This window comes from Pseudomonas sp. GM102, assembly GCF_000282555.1.
Classification (GTDB): domain Bacteria; phylum Pseudomonadota; class Gammaproteobacteria; order Pseudomonadales; family Pseudomonadaceae; genus Aquipseudomonas.
Map to the genome: position 1 here is coordinate 35692 of NZ_AKJB01000072.1, position 23735 is coordinate 59426.

Genomic DNA, 23735 nt, shown 5'->3' on the forward strand with positions numbered 1-23735 from the left:
AATTTGCAGCAAGACGCATAAGCTGCTTTAGGGCAGGATATCGCAGTCGTTCAAATCCCGAATTTGCCAACTTTCCTTAAGCGTCTTCCATAAGAAAACACAGGGGCTTGTCATGAATTTTTCCGCATTACGTCGAAATCTGCTGGTGGGTTCGCTGGGCCTGGCGCTGAGCGCCGGCCTGCTCGGGCAGGCAGTGGCCGGTGAGCAACTGCAAAAAATCAAGGACGCAGGCGTGATCAACGTCGGTCTGGAAGGCACTTATCCACCGTTCAGCTTCGTCGACGAGGCCGGCAAACTGAGCGGCTTCGAAGTCGAGTTCTCCGAAGCCTTGGCCAAAGAGCTGGGCGTGAAGGTCAAACTGCAGCCGACCAAATGGGAAGGCATCCTCGCAGCCCTGGAATCCAAGCGTCTGGACGCGGTGATCAACCAGGTGACCATCACCGAAGAGCGCAAGAAGAAGTACGACTTCTCCACGCCTTACACCGTTTCCGGAATTCAGGCGCTGACCCTGACCAAAAACAAAGACACCATCAAGACCGCCGCCGATCTGGCCGGCAAGAAAGTCGGCGTAGGCCTGGGCACCAACTACGAGCAGTGGGTGAAAGAGAATGTGCCTAAGGCTGACATCCGCACCTACGAAGATGATCCGACCAAGTTCCAGGATCTGCGCGTCGGCCGCATCGACGCCATTCTGATCGACCGCCTGGCCGCGCTGGAATATGCCAGGAAGGCCAAGGACACTGCCGCCGCCGGCGAAGCGTTCTCCCGCCAGGAAGCCGGTATTGCCCTGCGCAAAGGCGAGCCTGAGCTGCTGGCCGCGGTGAACAAAGCCATCGACAAGCTGCGTGCCGACGGTACGCTGAAAAAGCTGTCGGAAAAATACTTCAGCGCTGACGTCACTCAATAATGGGAGAAGCTTTCCAACTTGCGCTGGACTCCGCGCCCTTTCTGCTCAAGGGCGCGTATTACACAGTCATCCTGAGCCTGGGCGGAATGTTCTTCGGCCTGCTGATGGGCTTCGGCCTGGCGTTGATGCGGCTGTCGCGCTTCAAACTGGTGAGCTGGATCGCCCGCATCTACGTGTCGTTCTTTCGCGGCACGCCGTTGCTGGTGCAACTGTTCGTGATCTATTACGGCTTGCCGCAACTGGGTATCGAACTTGATCCGCTGCCGGCTGCCCTGATCGGCTTCTCGCTGAACATGGCCGCCTACGCCTGCGAAATCCTGCGTGCCGCGATCAGCTCCATCGAGCGCGGCCAGTGGGAAGCTGCCGCCAGTATCGGCATGACCCGCGCGCAAACCCTGCGCCGGGCCATCCTGCCGCAAGCGGCGCGCACGGCCTTGCCACCTTTGGGCAACAGCTTTATCTCGTTGGTCAAGGACACGGCACTGGCCGCCACCATTCAGGTGCCGGAGCTGTTCCGCCAGGCACAGCTGATTACCGCTCGCACCTTCGAAATTTTCACCATGTATCTTGCCGCTGCGCTGATCTACTGGGTTCTGGCGACTGTCCTGTCGCACCTGCAGAACCAGTTGGAAGCGCGGGTCAATCGGCACGACCAGGAGTCCTGACCCAATGATTGTCGTGGAAAAACTGACAAAGCAGTTCAAGGGTCAGGTGGTGCTCAACGGCATCGATCTGCAGGTGAAGGAAGGCGAGGTGGTGGCAATCATCGGCCCCAGCGGCTCGGGCAAGACCACCTTCCTGCGTTGCCTGAATTTTCTGGAAGAACCCACCAGCGGCCGGATCAAGGTCGGCGACATCGAGATCGATGGCAGCCGCCCCCTGAACCAGCAGCAGAGCCTGGTACGGCGCTTGCGCCAGCACGTGGGTTTTGTGTTCCAGAACTTCAACCTGTTCCCCCATCGCACGGCCCTGGAAAACGTCATCGAAGGCCCGTTGGTGGTGAAAAAGATCCCGCGTGCCGAAGCCGTTGCCCTGGGTAAAAAGCTGTTGGCCAAGGTCGGCCTGGCGGGCAAGGAAGACGCTTACCCGCGACGCCTCTCCGGCGGTCAGCAACAGCGTGTAGCGATTGCCCGAGCGTTGGCGATGGAACCGGAAGTGATTCTGTTCGATGAACCGACCTCGGCGCTGGACCCGGAACTGGTGGGTGAAGTGTTGGCAACCATCCGCGGCCTGGCCGAGGAGAAACGCACCATGGTGATCGTTACCCACGAAATGGGCTTTGCCCGGGACGTGGCCAACCGTGTAGTGTTTTTTGACAAGGGTGTGATCGTCGAACAAGGCGAAGCCAAAGCACTGTTTGCCAACCCGAAAGAGGAACGGACGAAGCAGTTTCTCAGCAAGTTTCTTAATAACGCTTAGTGCTGCCCCACTCGAAAACTGTCAACTTCCATGGATGGAAGTGACATTAACTCCGTTTTATAAAATCGTATAGCAGCTTTCAACGACTCACATGATTCGCCCCCATCCTAAATAACTTCCCGCCATCCCATGCGGTACATATATATGTCCTGCAACAGATTCATATCGCCTAAAATCTATAAAACACCTCGCTGTCCACGCTCAAAGGGTTACTGCCTGGGAGGCATAAAACCCGCCAAATACCGGACTATGTTCGACAGAGCGATGCGGATTATTAACCACGCCGCGTAGGAGCTTTCTGAATCACGCAAGAACTAACCTTTAACCAACCAACGCTATTGACACTTATTCGAGCGCACTCTTATCTAGGCACCAACAGGCAACAACCATCACCCTCAATTATTGTTTAAGCGCGCAAATAACGAATCGTTTTGTTGCTTGGTAATTCACGCCTTTCGATCTTTCAGAAATGGACTTCGCGGCAAAGCTTCAAGGAGAGAAACCCATGACAAGCACTTCGAACAAACCTGAACTTGCAGCCCCGACCCTGGCGCGAAGCCACAAGGCCGGTATCAACATTACCTCGGCCGCGCACCTTATGATCGAGGTGCCACCCTACCCCGGCATGGACGAAGGCGATCTGATCGAGCTGTTTTGGGACAACTGCTATGTCGCCTCCAGCGTGTTGGGGTCCGACCATGACAGCCAAGCCGTGAGCCTGCGGGTGCCGGAAAGCTTCATTGCCAATGGTTCTGCCCGCGTCCATTACAAGGTCATGCAGGTCGGGCAAGGGCCAGCGGTATCACCGGCGGCGCGCGTCCAGATCAAACTCGATTGTCCGGGCGGCCTGCTTCTTTGCGATGAGGAAAACCAGAGCCTGGCGCCCGTATCCATCCCCGAGACCATTCGCCGTCAGGGGGTCAATCCGAATCAGGTCAAGCGCGGTGTCCCGTTGACCATCGAACCGTACCTGAACATGGCCGCCGACGACGAGATCACCCTGCGCTGGGGCGATGTGCGCATGGACTTGCCAAAGCTCAAGGCTTGCGATGTAGGTCAGCCGATTCAGGTGTGGGTGCCCCCGGCGATCATTGTCGAAGCCGGCGAAGACCTTCGACTGGAAGTGACCTACTGCATCCTCGACCGCGTGGGTAACAACTCGCGCTGGGCACCGGCACGCACGCTGAAGATCGGCTGTGCCAATCCCTACCTGAAAGTGCCGCCAAAAGAAGCGCTCATGGCCGCTGAATCCCGGAAGAAGTGAAGACCCTGTAGCAACACTCCTGTTGTGTCATGAGTTTTTTTGTGGCGAGGGAGCTTGCTCCCGCTGGGGTGCGAAGCGCCCCTGAAACCGACAAACGCGTTCTTTCAGATTGAACCCCGTTAACGATTTTTGCGACTGCTGCGCAGCCGAGCGGGAGCAAGCTCCCTCGCCACAGGGGCTCCGCCCACTTGGGCGAAGTCACCCTTCTATACATATTCCTAAAAGTTAGTTCATTAATTATTTATACACGTTTAGGGTATATAAACCGGACCACCGGACATTCGTGTTTTTCGTTCGCCGCAACCCATGCGGCGCTTTCATGAGATGTGAGGTAGGTATGGTCCGGAACACAATCACCCCAGTGCAAATCGCCAGGGCATTGCGTGCAGCCAAGGAGCGGCACTGATGTCCAGTCTGGCAGATGCAATCGTCCAGAGTGATCTGGACATCGCCCCATTGTTGTTGCCCGCGCAGGTCTTGCGCAACGACGCACAAGCCATCAAGGCAGCCCATGAGCTGGCGCAAGTCGCCCGCCTGCAAGCAGCCAAACGTGACCAGCAACGCAAGTTGCCGTGGTCGGAAATCGAGCAGTTCACCCGCAGCGGTCTGGGCAGTATTGCCATCCCGCGTGAGTACGGCGGCCCGCAGGTTTCATTCGTCACCCTGGCCTCGGTGTTCGCGATCATTTCCGCGGCCGACCCGGCACTGGGGCAGATCCCGCAGAACCAGTTCGGGATTCTCAACCTGATACTCGGCGCCGCCACCGAGTCGCAGAAAAAGCAGCTGTTCAAAAGTGTCCTCGAAGGCTGGCGAATCGGTAACGCGGGACCAGAACGCGGGACCAAAAATACCCTGGAGCTCAAGGCTCGGATCACCGCCGACGGTGATGGCTTCGTCATCAACGGGCAGAAGTTCTATTCCACCGGCGCGCTGTTCGCCCACTGGGTGGCCGTCAAGGCGCTGAACGACGACGGCAAGCAAGTGCTGGCCTTCGTACGTCGCGGCACCCCAGGCCTGCGCATCGTTGATGACTGGTCGGGTTTCGGCCAGCGCACCACCGCCAGCGGCACCATTTTGCTCAACAACGTGCGGGTCGACGCCGAGCTGGTGGTGGATAACTGGAAGATCAACGACAGCCCGAATACCCAAGGCGCCGTGTCGCAGCTGATTCAAGCAGCCATCGACGCCGGCATTGCCCGGGGCGCCATCGATGACGCCATAGAATTCGTGCAAAAACGCGCACGACCGTGGATCGACGCCAAGGTCGACCGGGCCAGCGACGACCTCTATGTGATCGCCGACATCGGCAAGCTGAAAATCGAACTGCACGCCGCCGAAGCACTGCTGCGCAAGGCAGGCCAAGTACTCGATCAGGTCAACGCCGCGCCGCTCACCGCCGAGTCCGCTGCACGCGCCTCGATTGCCGTGGCGGAAGCCAAAGTACTGACCACCGAGATCTCGCTGCTGGCCAGCGAAAAGCTCTTCGAACTGGCCGGCAGCCGCGCCACCCTCGCTGAATTCAATCTCGACCGCCACTGGCGCAACGCCCGGGTGCACACGCTGCACGACCCGGTGCGCTGGAAGTATCACGCGGTTGGCGCTTACCACCTCAATGGAACCTTGCCTGCGCGGCATTCCTGGATCTGACGACCAGAACCTTTTTGACCAGATCTCTGGAGAAACACATGACTCATTCTCACCATGTCGCGGTCATCACCAGCGATGAGCAAGCCCTGATCGTCGCCAGTGACCTGGCCGACGATTTCAAACGCGACAGCGCCCTGCGCGACCGCGAACGTCGTTTGCCATACCCGGAACTGGAAGTGTTTTCCCGTTCGGGTCTTTGGGGCATCAGCGTGCCAAAAGAATACGGCGGCGCTGGGGTTTCCAACGTCACCCTGGCCAAGGTCATCGCATTGATCGCCCAGGCCGACGGCTCCCTCGGGCAAATTCCCCAGAACCATTTCTATGCCCTCGAAGTGCTCCGTGTGAACGGCACCGACGAGCAGAAAAAACGCCTGTACGCCGAAGTGTTGGCCGGCCAGCGCTTCGGCAATGCACTCGCGGAACTGGGCACCAAAACCGCCCATGACCGCGTCACCAGCCTGACTCGCGATGGCAACGGCTACCGCATCAACGGCCGCAAGTTCTACGCCACCGGCGCGATTTACGCCCAGCGCATCCCCACGTCAGTGGTGGACGAAAACGGCGTGCAGCAGTTGGCCTTCGTCCCGCGCAACAGCAAAGGCCTGACGGTGATCGACGACTGGAGCGGTTTCGGCCAGCGCACCACCGGCAGCGGTTCGGTGGTGTTCGAGGGTGTCTACGTCGCCGCCGAGGATGTGATCCCGTTTCAAAGCGCGTTCGAACGCCCGACCACTGTCGGCCCGTTGGCGCAGATTCTCCATGCCGCCATCGACACTGGCATCGCCCGCGCCGCTTATGAAGATGCACTGCATTTTGTGCGCACCAGGACCCGGCCGTGGATCGACGCCACTCATGAAAAAGCCACCGAAGACCCGCTGACCATCAAGAGCTTCGGCCACTTGAGTATCCGTCTGCACGCCACCGAAGCCCTGCTGGAACGCTCCGGCGAATTCCTCGACCAGGCCCAGGCCAACACCAATGCCGAGACCGTCGCCGCCGCGTCGATTGCCATTGCCGAAGCCCGCGCCATCAGCACCGAAATTTCCCTCGCCGCCGGCAGCACACTGTTCGAACTGGCGGGTAGCCAGGCGACCCTGGCCGAACACGGCCTGGATCGCCACTGGCGCAATGCCCGGGTGCATACCCTGCACGACCCGGTGCGCTGGAAATATCACGCCATCGGCAATTACTACCTCAACGATGAACCCCCTCCATTGCGAGGGACCATTTGATGGCTGATGCCAAAAAGAAAATCCTGCTCAACGCGTTCAACATGAACTGCATCGGGCACATCAACCATGGCCTGTGGACGCATCCACGGGACAATTCCACCCAGTACAAAACCATCGAATACTGGACCGAACTGGCTCAGTTGCTGGAACGCGGACTGTTCGACGGTTTGTTCATCGCCGACATTGTCGGCGTGTACGACGTCTATCAAAACTCGGTGGACGTGCCACTCAAAGAGTCGATCCAGTTGCCGGTCAACGACCCGCTGTTGCTGGTCTCGGCCATGGCCGCCGTTACCAAAAACCTCGGCTTCGGCCTGACCGCCAACCTGACCTACGAACCGCCGTATCTGTTCGCCCGACGCCTGTCGACGCTTGATCATTTGAGCCGTGGGCGGGTCGGCTGGAACATCGTCACCGGCTACCTCGACAGCGCCGCCAAGGCCATGGGCCTGAGCGAACAGGTGGAACACGACCGCCGCTACGACCAGGCCGACGAATACCTGCAAGTGCTCTACAAACTCTGGGAAGGCAGCTGGGAAAACGGCGCGGTGCTCAACGACCGCGAGCAACGGATCTACGCCCAACCCGAAAAAGTGCACAAGATCGAGCACAAGGGCGAGTTCTATCAGGTCGAGGGCTATCACCTCTGCGAACCATCGCCGCAACGCACGCCGGTGCTGTTCCAGGCCGGCAGTTCCGATCGCGGTTTGCTGTTCGCCGGTCGGCATGCCGAGTGCGTGTTCATCAGCGGTCAGAACAAACCAGCGACCCGGGTTCAGGTGGACAAGGTGCGCGCCAGCGCCGTCGAGGCCGGGCGCAATCCCTGGGACATCAAGGTGTTCATGGGCTTGAACGTGATTGTCGGTGAGACAGAAGAGCTGGCTTGGGCCAAGCATGCCGAGTACCTGAGCTACGCCAGTGCCGAGGCCGGCGTGGCGCACTTTTCGGCGTCCACCGGGATCGACTTTTCCGAGTACGAACTCGACGAACCGATCCAGTACGTGAAAAGCAACGCCATCCAGTCCGCCACCAAGAACCTGCAAAACAACGATTGGACCCGCCGCAAATTGCTGGAACAACACGCCCTCGGTGGCCGCTACATCACCGTGGTCGGCTCGCCGCAGCAGGTGGCGGATGAGCTGGAATCGTGGATCGCCGAAACCGGCCTGGACGGCTTCAACCTGACACGGATCGTCACCCCGGAAAGTTATGTGGACTTCATTGAACTGGTGATTCCGGAGTTACAGCGCCGAGGGTCGTACAAGATTGCTTATGACAACGGCAGCCTGCGGGAAAAGCTGTTTCACGAAGGGGCGCATTTGCCTGAGCAACATACGGGCTCTGCATTCCGGCGCTGATCCCTGTGGCGAGGGAGCTTGCTCCCGCTCGACTGCGCAGCAGTCGCAAAAAATCTGCTGGCGAGTTTCAACTGGCTGACCTCATTGGATGGTTTTGGGGCCGCTTCGCAGCCCAGCGGGAGCAAGCTCCCTCGCCACAAAGGTGTGCAACAAATTTAATCATTGACTGGAAGAAATCTCATGACAAAAAAACTGTTCAACCACCCAGTCAAAGCACTGGCTCTGGCCCTCGGCCTCTTCAGTTCCGTCACCTTCGCCGCCGACGCACCGCTGAAAGTCGGCACCACCGCCGCCTTCGCCATTCCCCTGGAAGCCGCCGTAGAAGAAGCCAACAAACAAGGCCTGAAAGTCGAACTGGTGGAGTTCAGTGACTGGATCGCCCCCAACGTCAGCCTCGCCTCGGGCGACATCGACGTGAACTACTTCCAGCACATCCCGTTCCTGGAAAACGCCAAGGCCGCCGCCGGTTTTGACCTGGTGCCGTTCGCCCCGGGGATCATCAACAACGTCGGCCTCTATTCGAAGAAATACAAAAGCTTCGACGAGTTGCCCGAAGGCGCCAGCGTCGCCATCGCCAACGACCCGATCAACAGCGGTCGCGGCCTGCAACTGCTGGCCAAGGCCGGGTTGATTACCCTCAAACCGGGCGTCGGCTACAAGGCCACCGAAGAGGACATCATCGCCAACCCGAAAAAAATCAAAATCCTTCAGGTCGAGGCCGTGCAACTGGTGCGCGCCTACGACGACGCCGATCTGGTCCAGGGCTACCCGGCCTACATCCGTCTGTCGAAGACCTTCGATGCCAATTCCGCCCTGCTGTTCGATGGCCTCGATCACAAGGAATACGTGATCCAGTTCGTGATCCAGCCGAAAAGCAAAACCGATCCACGCCTGATCAAATTCGTCGACATCTACCAGCATTCGCCAGCCGTGCGTGCGGCGCTGGATAAAGCCCACGGCAAGCTCTATCAAGCCGGTTGGGAAAGCTGAACATGACGGCCGCGATCCAACGGCGACTGGAACTTCCGGAGCCACATAACGCCATACAAACCGAACTGCACCCAGACCTCAATCGAGCTCACGTGCGCTTCATCGGCCTGGGCAAAACCTACAACGGCCAGCAAGGTCCGGTGGCGGCCCTGCACGGCATCGACCTGGCGATCCAGCGCGGCGAAGTGTTCGGCATCATCGGTCGTAGCGGCGCCGGCAAGTCGTCGCTGATCCGTACCATCAACCGCCTCGAACAACCGAGCAGCGGGCGGGTGCTGATCGATCAGGTGGACATCGGCGAGTTCGATGAAGACCGCCTAGTGGCGCTGCGGCGGCGGATCGGCATGATCTTCCAGCACTTCAATCTGATGTCGGCCAAGACGGTTTGGCAGAACGTCGAATTGCCGCTGAAAGTTGCTGGTGTGCCCAAGGAAAAACGCGAGCAGAAGGTCCGTGATTTGCTGGAACTGGTCGGCCTGCAAGGCAAGCACAAGTCTTATCCGGCGCAGCTTTCCGGCGGGCAGAAACAACGCGTCGGCATCGCCCGCGCACTGGTCCATGATCCCGAGATTCTGCTGTGCGACGAGGCGACTTCGGCGCTGGATCCGGAAACCACGCAATCGATCCTCGGCCTGCTGCGTGAGATCAATCAACGGCTGGGTTTGACCATCGTGCTGATCACCCACGAGATGGCGGTGATCCGCGACATCTGTGATCGGGTCGTGGTGCTGGAGCACGGGCAAATCGTCGAGCAAGGGCCGGTCTGGGAAGTCTTTGGCAACCCGCAACATGAGGTCAGCAAAACCTTGCTCGCGCCGCTGCAACACGGCCTGCCGGAAGAACTGCAAAGCCGCTTGCGAGCGCAGCCGCCGTCTTCGGACGCCGCTGTGGTGCTGCGTTTGCAATTCACCGGCAGCACAAGCGAGGAGCCAGACCTGGCGGCGCTGTTCAGCGCCCTCGGTGGCCGCGTGCGCTTGCTGCAAGGGGGCGTGGAACGGATTCAGGGGCATGCCCTCGGGCAATTGCTGCTGGCGGTGACCGGATCGTCCCTCGGCACCGATGAGTTGCGTCAGCGCGCCGGCCACTGGGCGCAACAGGTGGAGGTGCTGGGTTATGTGGTTTGATCGCTTGCTTCAGGGGTTTATCGACACGTTTTTGATGGTGGGTGTGTCGTCGCTGATTGCACTGTTGGCGGGCATTCCGCTGGCGGTGATTCTGGTCACCAGCACCAAAGGCGGGATCTACGCAGCACCGGCGTTGAACCGCGCATTGGGTGCATTCGTGAACCTGTTCCGCTCGATTCCGTTTTTGATTTTGATGGTGGCGCTGATTCCGTTTACCCGGTTGATCGTCGGTACCACGTATGGCGTTTGGGCTGCCGTGGTGCCGCTGACCATCGCCGCTACGCCGTTCTTTGCGCGTATTGCCGAAGTCAGTTTGCGCGAGGTCGACCATGGGTTGATTGAAGCGGCGCAAGCGATGGGCTGCCGACGCTGGCATATCGTCTGGCATGTGCTGCTGCCCGAGGCGCTGCCGGGGATTGTCGGTGGTTTCACGATTACGTTGGTGACGATGATCAACTCGTCAGCCATGGCCGGAGCGATTGGTGCTGGTGGGTTGGGGGACATTGCTTATCGGTATGGGTATCAGCGCTTTGATAGCCAGATCATGTTGACGGTGATTGTGTTGCTGGTGGTATTGGTGGCGGTGATTCAGTTGGGTGGAGATCGGTTGGCTCGGGGGTTGAACAAGCGTTGAAGGCGGTGGAGGTCGCAGGCTTTTGTGGCGAGGGAGCTTGCTCCCGCTCGATTGCGCAGCAATCGCAAAACCTGCTTACCGGTTTTTTCTGACACACCTGATTGAATGGTTTGGGGTCTGCTTCGCAGCCCAGCGGGAGCAAGCTCCCTCGCCACAGAAAAGCTCACTCGCCAGAGGTATTGTCTCTAGCCTCTGGGGAACATTTCGCACAAGAAAATCAGAGTGCCAGCAGGCCCGATCCCTTTCATTTGCAGGACGTTTCCTAGATCATTCCGCTCGCTTGCGCCGACAGAATCTGGTGGCTAGTCTCGGTTCGTCACTGCTCATCAGTGATCGGGTTTAGTCGCCCGGATCTTTCCAGGCGCACAGCGCCACCTCATGTCAGGTGTTTTTCATTGCCTGAAAGTTATGGTGGCTGTGCGCAGGGCACCCTCGGGTGCGCCGGTATTGCCTGGAGACCGGTCGACTAACCTGCGTGCAGCCGCCACCCCTGTTCGTTTAGTCGCGATATCGGTTGGCTCCAATTAGCTCTAGGAGTTTTACCTATGGAAAGAAGCATTCCCGATCCACCTCCCGATACATCCTCCAACAAAGCCTTCACCGACGACCTGCTCAAGGACCGTTCCGCGCTTTACCGTGCGATCGATTTCCACCTCACCGGCAAGCAGCCGACGGCGCCCGATGAATTACGCTTCTACAACGTCAGCAAAGACGTGAGCTTCGAAGACGCCCAGCTCTATGTGGCTGATCTGCTGCGCTGCGCCTCGGTCACGGCGTATCAGTGCGGCGATCAACTCAAGGGGGCCGATCGGGCGTTGGTGTTCTCCGTCTGGCATTTGCTGGAGATTGCCAAGGCGATGGTTGATCGGTCCATTGAATGTCTGGGGATGAAACAGAGTTGAGTCTGGCTGAAGTCATTGGTTGTCAGTGATACCGCCATCGCGAGCAGGCTCGCTCCCACAGTTGATCTGCTGCGAACACACAACCTGTGTTCGACACGATCCATTGTGGGAGCGAGCCTGCTCGCGATGGGCTGCGCAGCAGCCCCCGGCGTCTTGGCGTATATTCGGCAAATCCTCCATTACCTGCGCAGCCAACCATGAAACAGACTCCCGACGACCTGGAGCAGATCACTTCCACCACCTTGGGCCATTACAACGCAGTGGCCGAGGACTTCCGTGAGGGTACTCGCGATCATGATGTCAGCCAGAACATCGATGCCCTGTTGCGGCATATTCAGGGTGAGGCTCCGTTCAGCATTCTCGACTTTGGCTGTGGCCCTGGCCGCGATCTGAAAACCTTCACCCGCCTGGGCCACAGCGCCGTCGGGCTCGACGGTTCGGAAAAGCTTGCACAGATGGCGCGGGAGGACAGTGGTTGCGAAGTCTGGCAGCAAGACTTTCTGAAGCTCGACCTGCCGGCCGAACGCTTCGACGGGATATTCGCCAATGCGGTGCTGTTTCACATCCCGAGTCAGGAGTTGCCTCGGGTGCTGAAGGAACTGCGCGGGGCGTTGAAACCGGGTGGTGTGTTGTTCAGTTCCAATCCGCGTGGCGAGAATCAGGAAGGCTGGAACGGGCCGCGTTATGGGGCTTATTACGATCTTCAGGTGTGGCAGCAAATGCTGACTGAAGCGGGGTTTGTGGAGCTTGAACATTACTACCGGCCGGCGGGGCTACCGCGGGAGCAGCAGCCTTGGTTGGCGAGTGTCTGGCGTCGAGCCAACTGATCGTTCCCACGCTCTGCGTGGGAACGATCATTAGGCAGACTCATTCTTCGGCTCGCGAACCTTGTACCAGGCCACGTACAGCGCCGGCAAAAACAGCAGTGTCAGCAACGTCGCGATGATGATCCCGCCAATCATCGCGTAGGCCATCGGCCCCCAGAACACTTCCCGGGCGATCGGGATCATCCCCAAACTCGCCGCCGCCGCCGTCAACAGAATCGGCCGGCGCCGGTGTTCCGTGGCCTGCACCACCGCGTCCCACGGTGTGTAGCCACTCTTCTCGAAAGAGTCGATCTGGGTCACCAGAATCACCGAGTTGCGGATGATGATGCCGATCAGCGCCAGAATCCCCAAGATGGCCACGAAGCCCATTGGCGTGCCGGTCGGAATCAGCGCCAGCACCACGCCGATCAACCCAAGCGGCGCGACGCTGGCCACCAGGAACAGCTTCTGCACGCTGTGCAACTGGATCATCAGGAAGGTCGCCATCAAAAACAGCATCAACGGCACAACTTTGGCAATCGGCCCTTGAGCCTTGCCGCTTTCCTCCACCGTACCGCCGGTGGCGACTTTGTAGCCCACCGGCAAACTGGCGGCGAACTTATCGATGTCTGGCTGTAGCTGTTGCACCAGGTCGGTCGGCTGAATCTCGTCGCGCACCGCCGCCTTGATGGTGATGGTCGGTTTGCGATCACGACGCCAGACCAGCGGCTGTTCGAGTTCATAACGCACCGTGGCAAACGCCAGCAGCGGAATCGACGTGCCGCTCGGAGTGACGATCTGCAAGTTCTCCAAGGTTTTCGGACTGCCGCGCTCGGCATCCTCGGCACGACCCACTACGTTGATCAGGTAGATATCATCATCGACCTGCGTGACCGGCAAGCCGACGACGATGCTGTTCATCAGGTTCGCCACATCCTCCGACGACAGCCCCAATTGCCGTGCCCGGTCTTGGGCGATGTCGATGCGCAAGACTTTGCCCGGCTCGTTCCAGTCGTAAATGATTTCGCCGATGTGCGAGTTCTTATCCAGCTCGGTCGCCAGGGCAATCGCATGTTTGCGCACCTGATCGATGTCTTTGCCGCTGACCCGGTACTGAATCGGCCGCCCCACCGGCGGGCCCATTTCCAGCGCCTGGACGTAACTGCCGACACCGACGAATTCTTCGCGCAGGCGCTTTTGCAAACGCTCGGTCAGGGCCGTGCGCGATTCCAGGCCTTTGCTGACGATCACCAGTTGCGCGTAGTACGGGTTCTGCAATTGCTGGTCGAGGGGCAGGTAGAAACGGATCGCCCCCTCACCGATGTAGGTGCTCCAGCGCACGATGTCCGGGTCATCCTTGAACGTCGCTTCGAGCTTGTCCACCACCTTGCGGGTTTCGGCGATCGAAGCGTTTTGCGGCAGGTTCAGATCGACGAGAATTTCCGGGCGGTCGGAGGACGGGAAGAACTGGTTCTGCACGAACTGCATGGAAAACACCGAGAGCACAAACAGCGCCACGGTGATGCCGATGGCCCACCAGCGATTGCGCATGGCCCAGAGCAGGCCGCCATTGAACGCCCGACCGATGCGCCCAGGCTCTGCGTCGTGAGGTTTCACATTGGCGCTCAGAATATGCACACCGAGTACCGGGGCGAACAGCACGGCGACGATCCACGACACCAGCATCGCCACTGCGATCACGGCGAACAGCGTGAAGGTGTACTCACCGGCCGAGCTTGCATTCAAGCCGATCGGCACAAAACCGGCGACGGTGACCAAGGTGCCGGTGAGCATCGGGAATGCGGTCGAGGTGTAGGCGAAGGTCGCCGCCTGCTCTTTGGTTTCGCCCATTTCCAGGCGTGTGACCATCATCTCCACGGTGATCATCGCATCGTCCACCAGCAGGCCGAGGGCGATGATCAGCGCTCCGAGGGAGATCCGCTGCATGGTGATGCCGCTGTATTCCATGAAGAGGAAGACCATCGCCAGCACCAATGGAATCGAACACGCCACCACCAGCCCGGCGCGCACGCCAAGACTGACGAAGCTGACGATCAGCACGATCACCACGGCTTCGAACAGCGCACTGGTGAAACCGCCGACGGCTTCTTCCACCACTACAGCCTGGTCGGAAACGGTGTGTACACCGACGCCCACCGGCAGGTCCGCCGTCAGCTCATCCATGCGCAGGTGCAGCGCCTTGCCGAAGTCCTGAATGTTGCCGCCCTTCTTCATGGCGATCGCCAGGCCAATGGCCGGCTGGCCGTTGAAGCGAAACTCCGGGGTGGCCGGATCGACGTAGCCACGGCTGATGTTGGCAATGTCGGCCAGTCGATAGAAGCGATCGTTGAGCTTCAGGTTGACATTGGCCAGGTCTTTTTCAGAGGCAAACTGGCCCGAGGTCCGCACCGAAATCCGCTCCGGGCCGGCCTCGATCACCCCGGCCGGGGTCACGGCGTTCTGTGATTGCAGGCTTTGCACCACCTGACGCTGATCGATGCCGAGCGCGGCGAGTTTGCGAGTGGAGAAGTTCAGGTAAAGGACTTCATCCTGCTCGCCGACCATCTCGACCTTGCCCAACCCCGGGACTTCACGGATCTCGGCACGCACCTGCTCCACGTAATCGCGCAACTGGCGCATCGACAGGCCATCGGCGGTAAAGGCGTACACCGAACCGAACACGTCGCCGAACTCGTCGTTGAAACCCGGCCCTTGCAGGCCCTTCGGGAAATCACCGCGAATGTCGTTGATCTTCTTGCGCACCTGGTACCAGATTTGCGGGATGTCCTTGGCACTGGTGGTGTCGAGCAGGTTAACGAAGACCGTTGATTCGCCGGGGCGGGTGTAGCTTTTCACGTAGTCGAGCGAGTCGAGTTCTTCGAGTTTTTTCTCGATCCGGTCGGTGACCTGCTTGAGGGTCTGTTCCTGGGTCGCGCCGGGCCAGCGAGTCTGAATCACCATGGTTTTGATGGTGAACGAGGGGTCTTCTTCACGACCGAGGTTCAGGTACGAGAACACGCCCATCAGTAGCGCGACGAACATCAAATACCAGACAAACGACTGATGCTTGAGGGCCCACTCGGATAAGTTGAAACTCCCTTTCATTGCGGGCTGCCCTCGTCAATTTTCACTTTCTGCCCCGGTTTGAGGCTGTTCACGCCCGCGCTGACCACCCGCTCACCGGTTTTCACGCCGTTGGCCAGGACCACCGTGGCATCAGTCCGGCTGATCAGGCTGACCTCCCGTGGCGAAACGGTTTGCGTCTGTGGGTCAACGACCCAGATCCGCAGTTTTCCATCGACCTCCTGCAGCGCGCTCACCGGCAGTTCGAGGCGCGGCTTGATCGCGGAGCTGAGGGTCACGCTGATCGCCGTGCCGAGGCGAAAGCCCGGCGGCGTATCGGCCAGGCTCAGGCGGGCACGACGGGTGCGGGTCGCGCTTTGCGCCTGGGGTTCGATCTCGCGCACGATGGCGGTGCTGGTGATGCTCGGGTCCAGTTGTGAGGCGACCTGGAACACCACGTCGGCTGGCAACTGATCGACCAGGGTATCGGGCAGGTCGATCACCGCTTCCTTGATGTCCGGCTGCGCCAGGGTCACCACTTGCTGGCCGGCCGTGACCACTTGCCCGGCTTCGGCGTTCCACGCGGTGACGATGGCTTTGTGATCGGCGCGCAGCTCAACGTAGTTGAGTTGGTCCTGTGCCTGATCGACAGCAGCCCTGGCTTGATCGAGGGACGCCTGGGTGGTTTTCAGGTCGGTCTGGGCGATGTCCAGCTGCGCCTGTGCGCCAACCCCGCGATTGAACAGTTCCTGCTGACGCCGGGCGTTGGCCTGAGCGTTGATGAGCTGCGCCTGAACCCGCGCCAGATCCCCCTGGGCGGAGCGCAACTGGTTCTGCTGATCGGTGGGGTCGAGGGTCGCGAGCAACGCGCCCTTCTGGACTTCTGCGCCAACATCGACGTTACGGCTGGCGATACGCCCCGGCACCCGGAAACCGACGTTGCTTTCGTAACGGGCCTGGATGCTGCCGGCAAACCGGCCGAGGTTTTCTTGATTGAGCGCCTTCACTTCCACAGACAACACCGGCCGAACCGGTTCTGGCGGCGCTTCCTCCTTGGAGCAGGCGACCAGCAACAAACCGGCGGACAACAGCAACAGACGCTTCATGGCTGGGCTCCTGTCGCTGAGGGCTGGTAAGTGTTTTCGACAATCTCCACGCGCACACCCGGATGCAGTAACTGGCCACCCGCAGTGACGACTTTTTCGCCCCCGTTGAGGCCAGCGCTGACAATGACTTTGCCGGTCAGGTAACGGCCGACGGTGACGGTGTGCAATTGCGCCCTGCCCTCGGCGTCCACCAGCCACACGGCCGGGTCGCTGAGGTTCTTGGTCAGCGCCGCCCAAGGCAGCTCCACTGCGGTTTTGCCCACCGGTTTTGCGGTGGCGCTCACTACCGATCCGAGCTGCATGCCCTCGGGAAGACTGTCGAGACTGACTTTGACTTGCACCGTGCCGGTCTGCGCGGACACGGCTGGCGTGACTTCCCGAACGGTGCCCGTGGTCTTGATTTTCGGGTTGTCGAGCAGGCTGACCACAATCGATCTATCCGCCGGCGGCTCAGTCAGCAGTGATTCGTACACGTTGAACACCGCGTCACGCTCGCCGTCCCGGGCCAGGCTGAAAATCGGCACTGTGGCTTGTACCACTTGGCCGACTTCAGCCTGGCGCGCGGTAATCACCCCCGGCGCATCGGCAATCAACGCGGTGTAGCTCAGTTGATCACGGGCGTTGGCCAATTGCGCTTGAGCGGCGGTCAGCGCGCTCTGGCTGCTGCGCAAGGCGGCTTGGGCGGAGTCGTATTCGCTCTGGCTGGTGTAGCCCTTGGGCAGGAGTTTTTGTTGGCGAACGAAGGCGGCGGCGGTTTGTTTGACCCGCGCCTGTTCGGCAACGACCTGGGCCTGGGCAGAGTCGACGCTGGTTTGCAGGTCCTTGGGATCGAGCTTGGCCAGCACTTGTTTGGCCGAAACCCGGTCACCGACATCGACCATGCGCTGGATGATCTTGCCGCCCACGCGGAACGACAGTTCGGTTTGTACTCGCGCCTGGACGTCGCCGGTGAGTGTCACCGCGGCGGCGTAATCCGATGGTTTGACCTCTTGCACGAAGACTCGTGGGCGGTCCTTCTCGACGGGCTTTTTATCGCCACAGGCGGTCAGCAAGGCGATGAGACTCAGGCCAACCATTAATTTCAATCCGGGACCTGCCATGCAAACTCCTTTGCGTTGTACAAACCTGCCAGTGACGATACGACTGTGAGCTTAGAACAGCGTTCCACGTCTGCACGAGCGATCCTTATACTCCACTGATCGTTCCCATGCTCTGCGTGGGAACGCCGCCATGGACGCTCTGCGTCCACTGTGACGCGGAGCGTCACGGGATGCATTCCCACGCGGAGCGTGGGAACGATCAAACCATGCAGCAGGAAGCTTCCCATGCTCAAAACCCTAGCGGTGGCCAATTACCGCTCGATCAATAAATTGGTGATTCCGCTTGGCCGGTTGAACCTGATCACCGGTCCCAACGGCAGCGGCAAGTCCAACCTCTACCGCGCCTTGCGCCTGCTGGCGGAAACCGCTCAAGGTGGCGTGGTCAATGCGTTGGCACGCGAGGGTGGACTGGATTCGACGTTCTGGGCCGGGCCGGAAAACATCAGCCGGCGTATGCGTAACGGCGAAGTGCCGGTCGAGGCAAGCGTGCGCCAGTCACCCAAGCGTTTGCGTCTGGGCTTTGCCGGTGATGATTTCAGTTATGCGATCGCGCTGGGGCTACCCATGCCGCTGCCAGACCATGTGACGTACTTTTCCCTCGACCCGGAAATCAAAAAGGAATGCATCTGGTCCGGGCCGTTCTATCGCCCGGCCAGCCTGCTGGTGGATCGCGACGGCCCGATGATCCGCGCTCGGGTCGGTCGCGGCTGGGAAGTACTGGCGCAGCACACACCGAACTTCGACAGCCTGTTCGATCAGGTCGGTAGCTTGCGCACCTCGCCGGAAGTCTTGCAGCTGCGTGAGTTCATCCGCCGCTGGCGCTTCTACGACCACTTTCGCAGCGACGCCGACGCGCCAGTGCGCCAACCGCAACTGGGCACCCGCACGCCAGTGTTGCACCACGACGGTCGCGACCTCGCCGCAGCGTTACAGACCATCCGCGAAATCGGCGATCCCGACGCGTTGCAGGCAGCGATCAGCGATGCATTCCCCGGTGCAACGTTGAACATCGCGCCGCTGCAGGGTGGGCGGTTTGCGATCGAATTTTATCAGGAAGGATTGTTGCGGCCGTTGTCCGCCGCCGAGTTGTCGGACGGGACGTTGCGCTATTTGTTGCTGGTTGCGGCATTGCTGACTCCTCGGCCGCCGACGTTGATGGTGTTGAACGAGCCGGAAACCAGTCTGCATCCAGACCTGCTGCCGGCGTTGGCACGCTTGATTATTCGAGCGTCCGAGCAGTGTCAGGTGTGGGTGGTGTCTCATGCGCGGCGGTTGATCTCGGCGCTGCAGCAAGACCCGGAATGCAATTGCATTGTGCTGGAGAAGAATTTCGGCCAGACCGGGATGGTCGGGCAGCGGATGCTGGATGAGCCGGCGTGGTATTGGCCGGATTGAGACACACTGATCGTTCCCACGCTCTGCGTGGGAATGCAGCCAGTGACGCTCTGCGTCACAGCCGCAGGGACGCGGAGCGTCCCGAGAGGCATTCCCACGCAGAGCGTGGGAACGATCATCTGAAGCAAATCACCCCTGCCACTTTCCACCCTCGACAATCACGCTCTCAGGCTTGGTGTCATCGCTCAATTCTTTACGCACATACTGGTCGTACAGCTTGAGCTGAAACTTCTCCTCACCCAACTTCGCCAACTCCACATTCACCCAGTCGCGCAGTTCGATATTGCCCTTCTTCACTGCCGGTGCGATCGGTGCTTCAGCACCCAGTTTTTCCTCCAGCACGCGGTAACCGGGGTTCTGCTTGGCCCAGCTGAACAGCACCAGGTTGTCCTGCGCATAAGCGTCGCCGCGACCATTGGCCAGGGCTTGCAAAGACTCGGAGTTTTTCTCGAACTTCAGCAGTTTCCAGTCCGGATGATTCTTGGTCAGCCAGATATCCGCCGTGGTGCCCGTGGTCACGATGGTGGTGCGGGTCGCCAGGTCATCAAGGTTCTTCACCGAACTCGCCTGCGGCACCAGTGCCTGCACCGCGACCTTGAGGTTCGGGTTGGTGAAGTCCACCGCGTCCTTGCGCTCCGGGGTGACGGTCATGTTGGCCAGGATCAGGTCGACCTTGTCGCTTTGCAGGAACGGAATCCGGCTCGCCGGCTCCACCGCAACGAATTCGACCTTGTTCTCATCACCCAACAGATCCTTGGCGAATTGACGACCGATATCAGTATCGAACCCCACGTAGCGCCCGGCCTCATCGACAAAACCGAACGGCGGCTTGTCGGTGAAGACGCCGACGATCAGCTTATCCCGGGCTTTGATTTTTTCCAGGTACCCGGCCGGTGCGGTGCTGACGCTTGCGGCTTTCGGCTTTGTCGGTTCTTCGGTTTTGTTGCAGCCGGCCAGCAGCGCCAGGCCGAACAGCGGGAGCAGCAGCAGAGAAGACTTGGCAGTTTTCATGACAGTTCCAGTTCCTTTGTTTGAGTCGTTTTGGGTAGTGCGGCGACGTAGGAGAACTTCTCCAGGAACTGCTGCGCTCGTGCGGTTTGCGGGTTCGTAAAGAAAATCTCGGGGGGGTGTTGTTCAAGGATGCGCCCGGCGTCCATGAACACGATGCGGTCGGCCACCGCACGGGCGAAGGCCATTTCGTGGGTGACGATCAGCAGGGTCATGCCCTCGCGGGCCAGGCCCTGAATCACTTCGAGCACTTCCTTGACCATTTCCGGATCGAGGGCCGCGGTGACTTCGTCGAAGAGCATAACCTTGGGGTTCATGCACAGCGAACGGACGATGGCGATGCGTTGCTGCTGGCCGCCGGAGAGCTGGCGCGGGAAGGCGTCACGCTTGTCCAAAAGGCCCACGCGTTCCAGCAAGGCCTCGGCCTGCGCGCGGGCTTCACGGCGTTCACGCTTCTGTACCTTGAGCGGGCCGAGCAACAGATTGTCGAGCACGCTCATGTGCGGGAACAGGTGATAGCTCTGGAAGACCATGCCGATCTGCTGACGCACTTCGCGCCAGTCGGTGCCCTTGTCCAACAACTCGCGTCCGGCAAAATTCAAGCTGCCGCTGTGAGCGACTTCCAGGCCGTTGAGGCAGCGCAGCAAGGTGCTTTTGCCACAGCCGCTGGGGCCGAGGATGACGATCACCTCGCCCGGTTTCACTTGCAGGTCGATGCCGTCGAGCACCTGCTGCTCGCCGAAAAACTTGTTGAAACCCTTGAACTCGATCAATGCACTCATGCTTGCGTCCAGCGCCGCTCCAGCACGCGCGAGGCGGCCGACAGCGGGTAGCAGATGAAAAAGAAAAACAGAAACAGCGCACCGTAGATCAGCACCGATTCGTAGGTACGTTCGATGATCTGCTGACCGACCTTGATCACATCCACCACGCCGATCAGCACCGCCAGGGAACTGGTCTTGATAATGCGCGTGTAGACGTTGATGGTCGGCGGCGTCATGCGTTTCAGCGCCTGAGGCAGCAGCACGTAACCGTAGAGTTGCGGGCCATCCAGACCGATCGACAGCCCCGCCTCACGCTGACCACGCGGCAACGAATGCAAGGCGCCGCGCACCACTTCACCGACTTCGCTGGCGCCCCATAGCGACAACACCAGAACCGCGCACCAGAAGCTCGGAATGCTCAGCCCAAAAAAGATCGGCAAGCCGAAAAACAGCAAATACAGCCAGACCAACACCGGGATTGCCCGGAACAGCTCCAGATAGACCCGCAGAATCGCGTTCAGCCATTTCGAATTCAGCGTGCGCAACACGCCGTAGAGCACGCCGCCCATTGTGCTGATGACGATGCTCAAAAAAGAGATCGACAGGGTTTGCGCAGCACCTTTACCCAGTTGCGGCAACGACACCCAGAGCAACTCAAGACCCGAACTGGCCATGCTGGAGCCTCCTTTCCAGACGGCTGAGCAGCAGCGACAACGGCAAAAACAGCAGCACGCAAATCAGCGTCAGCACGGCGAGCATTTCGTAGGTTTTGTAGTAGAGCGCGATGTAGCTTTTGGTGGTGTAGAGAATCTCCGGCACCGCCACCGCCGAGACCACGGTGGTTTCCTTGAGCAGGAAAATGAAATTGGCAAACAGCGACGGCAAGCTGAGGATGCCGGCTTGCGGCAGGATCACGTAGCGCAGCAATTGACCGTGGGACAAGCCGATGGAGCGGCCGGACTCAAGTTGCGCCTGGGGCACCGCATCCGCGCCGGCACGCAGGACTTCGGTGAGGTAGGCGCCGCCAAGGAAAGTCATGGTGATGATTGCCGCCGCGAAGCCCGAGACTTTGATGCCCAGCGCCGGTAAGGCGAAGTAGACGAAGAACAACTGAATCAGCAGTGGCGTGTTTCGCGCCAGTTCCACATACAGCCCGACCAGGCGTTGCAGGTAGGGTGTGCGAAACACCAGAATCGTCGCGTTGATCAGCGCCACCAGCAACGAAGTGCCGATGGCGATAAAGCCGACCTGCAGCGTCACGCCCACGGCTTTGAGAAACGCCGGCAGGGTGCTGAGGATAAACGCGTAATCGAAAGTCATTGAACATCCTGTACGCCGCTCGGTAAGCGACGATGGCGCAGTCCATGGGCAGTGGATAACCACCCGGCAGGCACCGACTTTAAAGGTATAAAAAGTAGAATTTAAATACCGTTAAAGCATATTGATATCACGCAAAAGACTATCCTGCGGATTTGCCGAGACTGGGGAAGACGACTATTTTTCTTTCAGCTGTAGGACGGATCTTTTTTTCAAAAAGCCCCTCCAAGGACGTACAGCTTTTGGCCAGACTCCCCCCGGCCGAACCATCACAAGGAAGAGAAGAATGGCTGACGTAAAAGTGCCGCAGCGGCTGGACCCGCAAGACATCGTGAAATTGCTGGTGGCGTTGCGCAAGGCGCTGAAGACCAGAGTGGCCTAGACCGAGAGCAGATTCCTTGTGGCGAGGGAGCTTGCTCCCGCTGGAGGCCGAAGGACTCCCAAACCCATCCACCGCGATGTATCAGATATAAAGCGTTGGCTGGGTTTACGACTGCTTCGCAGCCGAGCGGGAGCAAGCTCCCTCGCCACAGATAGTGCGAATACGCAAAAACGCCGACGCTATCGAAAGCCGTCGGCGTTAAAACCTTGAAGGGGTTTGATACTGCGTTAGATCAGAACGCCGGCAGTACCGCGCCGCTGTACTTCTGGGCGATGAATGCTTTCACTTCAGGACTGGTCAACGCCTTGGCCAGTTTCTGGATGGCAACGCTGTCCTTGTTGTCCGGACGAGCCACCAGGAAGTTCACGTAAGGCGAATCGGCACCTTCGATCACCAGTGCATCTTTAGCCGGGTTCAGACCCGCGTCCAGCGCGTAGTTGGTGTTGATCATGTCCAGGTCGACCTGATCCAGAACACGCGGCAGCATGGCCGATTCCAGTTCCTTGAACTTGAAGTTGTGCGGGTTCTTGGCGATGTCTTTCGGTGTGGCCACGGCGTTCTTCGGGTCTTTCAACTCGATCAGGCCAGCCTTCTGCAGCAGGATCAGGGCACGGCCACTGTTGCTGCCTTCGTTCGGGATGGCGATGGTTGCACCGTCTTTCAGCTCAGACAGGCTTTTGACTTTCTTCGAGTAGCCGCCGAAGGGTTCGACATGCACGCCGATCACGGTCACCAGGTTAGTGCCTTTGCCTTCGTTGAAGTTTTTCAGGTACGGCAGGGTCTGGAAGTAGTTGGCGTCCAGACGCTTCTGGTCGACCTGCACGTTCGGCTGAACGTAGTCGGTGAAGACTTTGATTTCCAGGTCCACGCCTTCTTTGGCGAGGGTTGGCTTGATCAATTCAAGAATCTCGGCATGTGGAATCGGCGTCGCCGCAACCACCAGTTTCTCGCCAGCCTGGGCCAGGCCCGCGGTCAGGGCAGCCGCCAATGCGGTGAACAACAGAACCTTTTTCATGCAGTGTCCTTATCGAAATTCGCGGCCATCATCGACGACGGCTGATTAGTACGAGTGCCAGTGATGTGCTATCGCTGGCGTGACGCGGACAATACCGGGATTTTTTATTCCCGAATAATATCTTTTATTCACTTTCATATTCCATTTTGTTCATACAGATCTAACTCGCGCAAAACCCTGTAGGAGCGAGGCTTGCCCGCGAAGGCGTCCTCCCGGACAGACCGAGTCGTCTGCTTCGCGAGCAAGCTTCGCTCCTACAAAAAGCCCGGAACATGAACCTCTGGAGCGAGGCTTGCCCGCGA

General features: G+C 59.5%; 21 protein-coding genes. 13 read left to right on the forward strand and 8 right to left on the reverse strand.

What is annotated here, in order from left to right; all coding sequences use genetic code 11:
- The first annotated feature begins 112 nt into the window (after positions 1-112).
- The 12 genes from tcyJ (at position 113) to PMI18_RS10220 (ending at position 12304) form a co-directional block, all read left to right on the forward strand.
- Positions 113-907, forward strand: coding sequence for a cystine ABC transporter substrate-binding protein (gene tcyJ / locus PMI18_RS10275; RefSeq protein WP_007903114.1), 795 nt, complete (start codon positions 113-115; stop codon positions 905-907).
- The gene (gene tcyL / locus PMI18_RS10270) at positions 907-1572 is read left to right on the forward strand and encodes a cystine ABC transporter permease (protein WP_007903115.1); all 666 of its coding nucleotides are present in this window, start codon (positions 907-909) and stop codon (positions 1570-1572) included. The genes tcyJ and tcyL overlap by 1 nt, the downstream gene beginning before the upstream one ends.
- A gap of 4 nt (positions 1573-1576) precedes the next feature.
- Positions 1577-2326 (forward strand): L-cystine ABC transporter ATP-binding protein TcyN, encoded by a 750-nt coding sequence (gene tcyN, locus PMI18_RS10265; protein WP_007903118.1) that lies wholly within the window; start codon positions 1577-1579, stop codon positions 2324-2326.
- A 505-nt stretch (positions 2327-2831) separates the two neighbouring features.
- Positions 2832-3590 (forward strand): hypothetical protein, encoded by a 759-nt coding sequence (locus PMI18_RS10260; protein WP_007903120.1) that lies wholly within the window; start codon positions 2832-2834, stop codon positions 3588-3590.
- Between the two features lie 405 nt (positions 3591-3995).
- Positions 3996-5237, forward strand: coding sequence for an SfnB family sulfur acquisition oxidoreductase (locus tag PMI18_RS10255; protein ID WP_007903121.1), 1242 nt, complete (start codon positions 3996-3998; stop codon positions 5235-5237).
- Between the two features lie 38 nt (positions 5238-5275).
- Positions 5276-6469 carry an SfnB family sulfur acquisition oxidoreductase gene (locus tag PMI18_RS10250; RefSeq protein ID WP_007903125.1) on the forward strand — a complete coding sequence of 398 codons (1194 nt, stop codon included), beginning with the start codon at positions 5276-5278 and terminating at the stop codon, positions 6467-6469.
- Entirely contained in the window at positions 6469-7827 is a 1359-nt protein-coding gene (locus tag PMI18_RS10245; protein WP_007903126.1) for an LLM class flavin-dependent oxidoreductase, read from the forward strand. The genes PMI18_RS10250 and PMI18_RS10245 overlap by 1 nt, the downstream gene beginning before the upstream one ends.
- Positions 7828-8007: 180 nt before the next feature.
- Positions 8008-8817: a MetQ/NlpA family ABC transporter substrate-binding protein gene (locus tag PMI18_RS10240; protein ID WP_007903127.1), complete on the forward strand. Its 810-nt coding sequence runs from the start codon at positions 8008-8010 to the stop codon at positions 8815-8817.
- 2 nt (positions 8818-8819) lie between these two features.
- Entirely contained in the window at positions 8820-9941 is a 1122-nt protein-coding gene (locus PMI18_RS10235; RefSeq protein ID WP_007903128.1) for a methionine ABC transporter ATP-binding protein, read from the forward strand.
- Positions 9931-10575: a methionine ABC transporter permease gene (locus tag PMI18_RS10230; protein ID WP_007903129.1), complete on the forward strand. Its 645-nt coding sequence runs from the start codon at positions 9931-9933 to the stop codon at positions 10573-10575. Before PMI18_RS10235 ends, PMI18_RS10230 begins: the two co-directional genes overlap by 11 nt.
- A gap of 545 nt (positions 10576-11120) precedes the next feature.
- Complete coding sequence (locus tag PMI18_RS10225) at positions 11121-11477, forward strand: DUF6124 family protein (protein WP_007903130.1); 357 nt, start codon at positions 11121-11123, stop codon at positions 11475-11477.
- Between the two features lie 197 nt (positions 11478-11674).
- Positions 11675-12304, forward strand: a complete 630-nt coding sequence (locus PMI18_RS10220) for a class I SAM-dependent methyltransferase (protein WP_007903138.1) — start codon at positions 11675-11677, stop codon at positions 12302-12304.
- Between the two features lie 30 nt (positions 12305-12334).
- Here the strand turns inward: PMI18_RS10220 and PMI18_RS10215 are convergent, their stop codons facing one another.
- The 3 genes from PMI18_RS10215 to PMI18_RS10205 are packed head-to-tail and all read right to left on the reverse strand — an operon-like array spanning position 12335 to position 17552.
- Positions 12335-15388, reverse strand: a complete 3054-nt coding sequence (locus PMI18_RS10215) for an efflux RND transporter permease subunit (protein ID WP_007903140.1) — start codon at positions 15386-15388, stop codon at positions 12335-12337.
- Positions 15385-16452: an efflux RND transporter periplasmic adaptor subunit gene (locus tag PMI18_RS10210; RefSeq protein WP_007903142.1), complete on the reverse strand. Its 1068-nt coding sequence runs from the start codon at positions 16450-16452 to the stop codon at positions 15385-15387. The genes PMI18_RS10215 and PMI18_RS10210 overlap by 4 nt, the downstream gene beginning before the upstream one ends.
- A complete protein-coding gene (locus tag PMI18_RS10205; protein WP_007903144.1) occupies positions 16449-17552 on the reverse strand; it encodes an efflux RND transporter periplasmic adaptor subunit in 1104 nt (367 codons plus the stop codon). The genes PMI18_RS10210 and PMI18_RS10205 overlap by 4 nt, the downstream gene beginning before the upstream one ends.
- Before the next feature lie 225 nt (positions 17553-17777).
- Between PMI18_RS10205 and PMI18_RS10200 the strand changes: the two genes are divergently transcribed.
- Complete coding sequence (locus tag PMI18_RS10200; protein ID WP_007903147.1) at positions 17778-18947, forward strand: AAA family ATPase; 1170 nt, start codon at positions 17778-17780, stop codon at positions 18945-18947.
- Between the two features lie 129 nt (positions 18948-19076).
- Here PMI18_RS10200 and PMI18_RS10195 read toward each other — a convergent pair whose 3' ends face one another.
- The 5 genes from PMI18_RS10195 to PMI18_RS10175 form a co-directional block, all read right to left on the reverse strand.
- Entirely contained in the window at positions 19077-19958 is an 882-nt protein-coding gene (locus tag PMI18_RS10195; RefSeq protein ID WP_007903148.1) for a transporter substrate-binding domain-containing protein, read from the reverse strand.
- On the reverse strand, positions 19955-20737 hold the full coding sequence (locus PMI18_RS10190; protein ID WP_007903149.1) for an amino acid ABC transporter ATP-binding protein: 783 nt from the start codon (positions 20735-20737) through the stop codon (positions 19955-19957). The genes PMI18_RS10195 and PMI18_RS10190 overlap by 4 nt, the downstream gene beginning before the upstream one ends.
- Entirely contained in the window at positions 20734-21393 is a 660-nt protein-coding gene (locus PMI18_RS10185) for an amino acid ABC transporter permease (RefSeq protein WP_007903150.1), read from the reverse strand. Before PMI18_RS10185 ends, PMI18_RS10190 begins: the two co-directional genes overlap by 4 nt.
- Positions 21374-22039, reverse strand: coding sequence for an amino acid ABC transporter permease (locus tag PMI18_RS10180; RefSeq protein WP_007903153.1), 666 nt, complete (start codon positions 22037-22039; stop codon positions 21374-21376). The genes PMI18_RS10185 and PMI18_RS10180 overlap by 20 nt, the downstream gene beginning before the upstream one ends.
- A gap of 611 nt (positions 22040-22650) precedes the next feature.
- Positions 22651-23433: a MetQ/NlpA family ABC transporter substrate-binding protein gene (locus PMI18_RS10175; RefSeq protein WP_007903157.1), complete on the reverse strand. Its 783-nt coding sequence runs from the start codon at positions 23431-23433 to the stop codon at positions 22651-22653.
- Positions 23434-23735 lie beyond the last annotated feature (302 nt).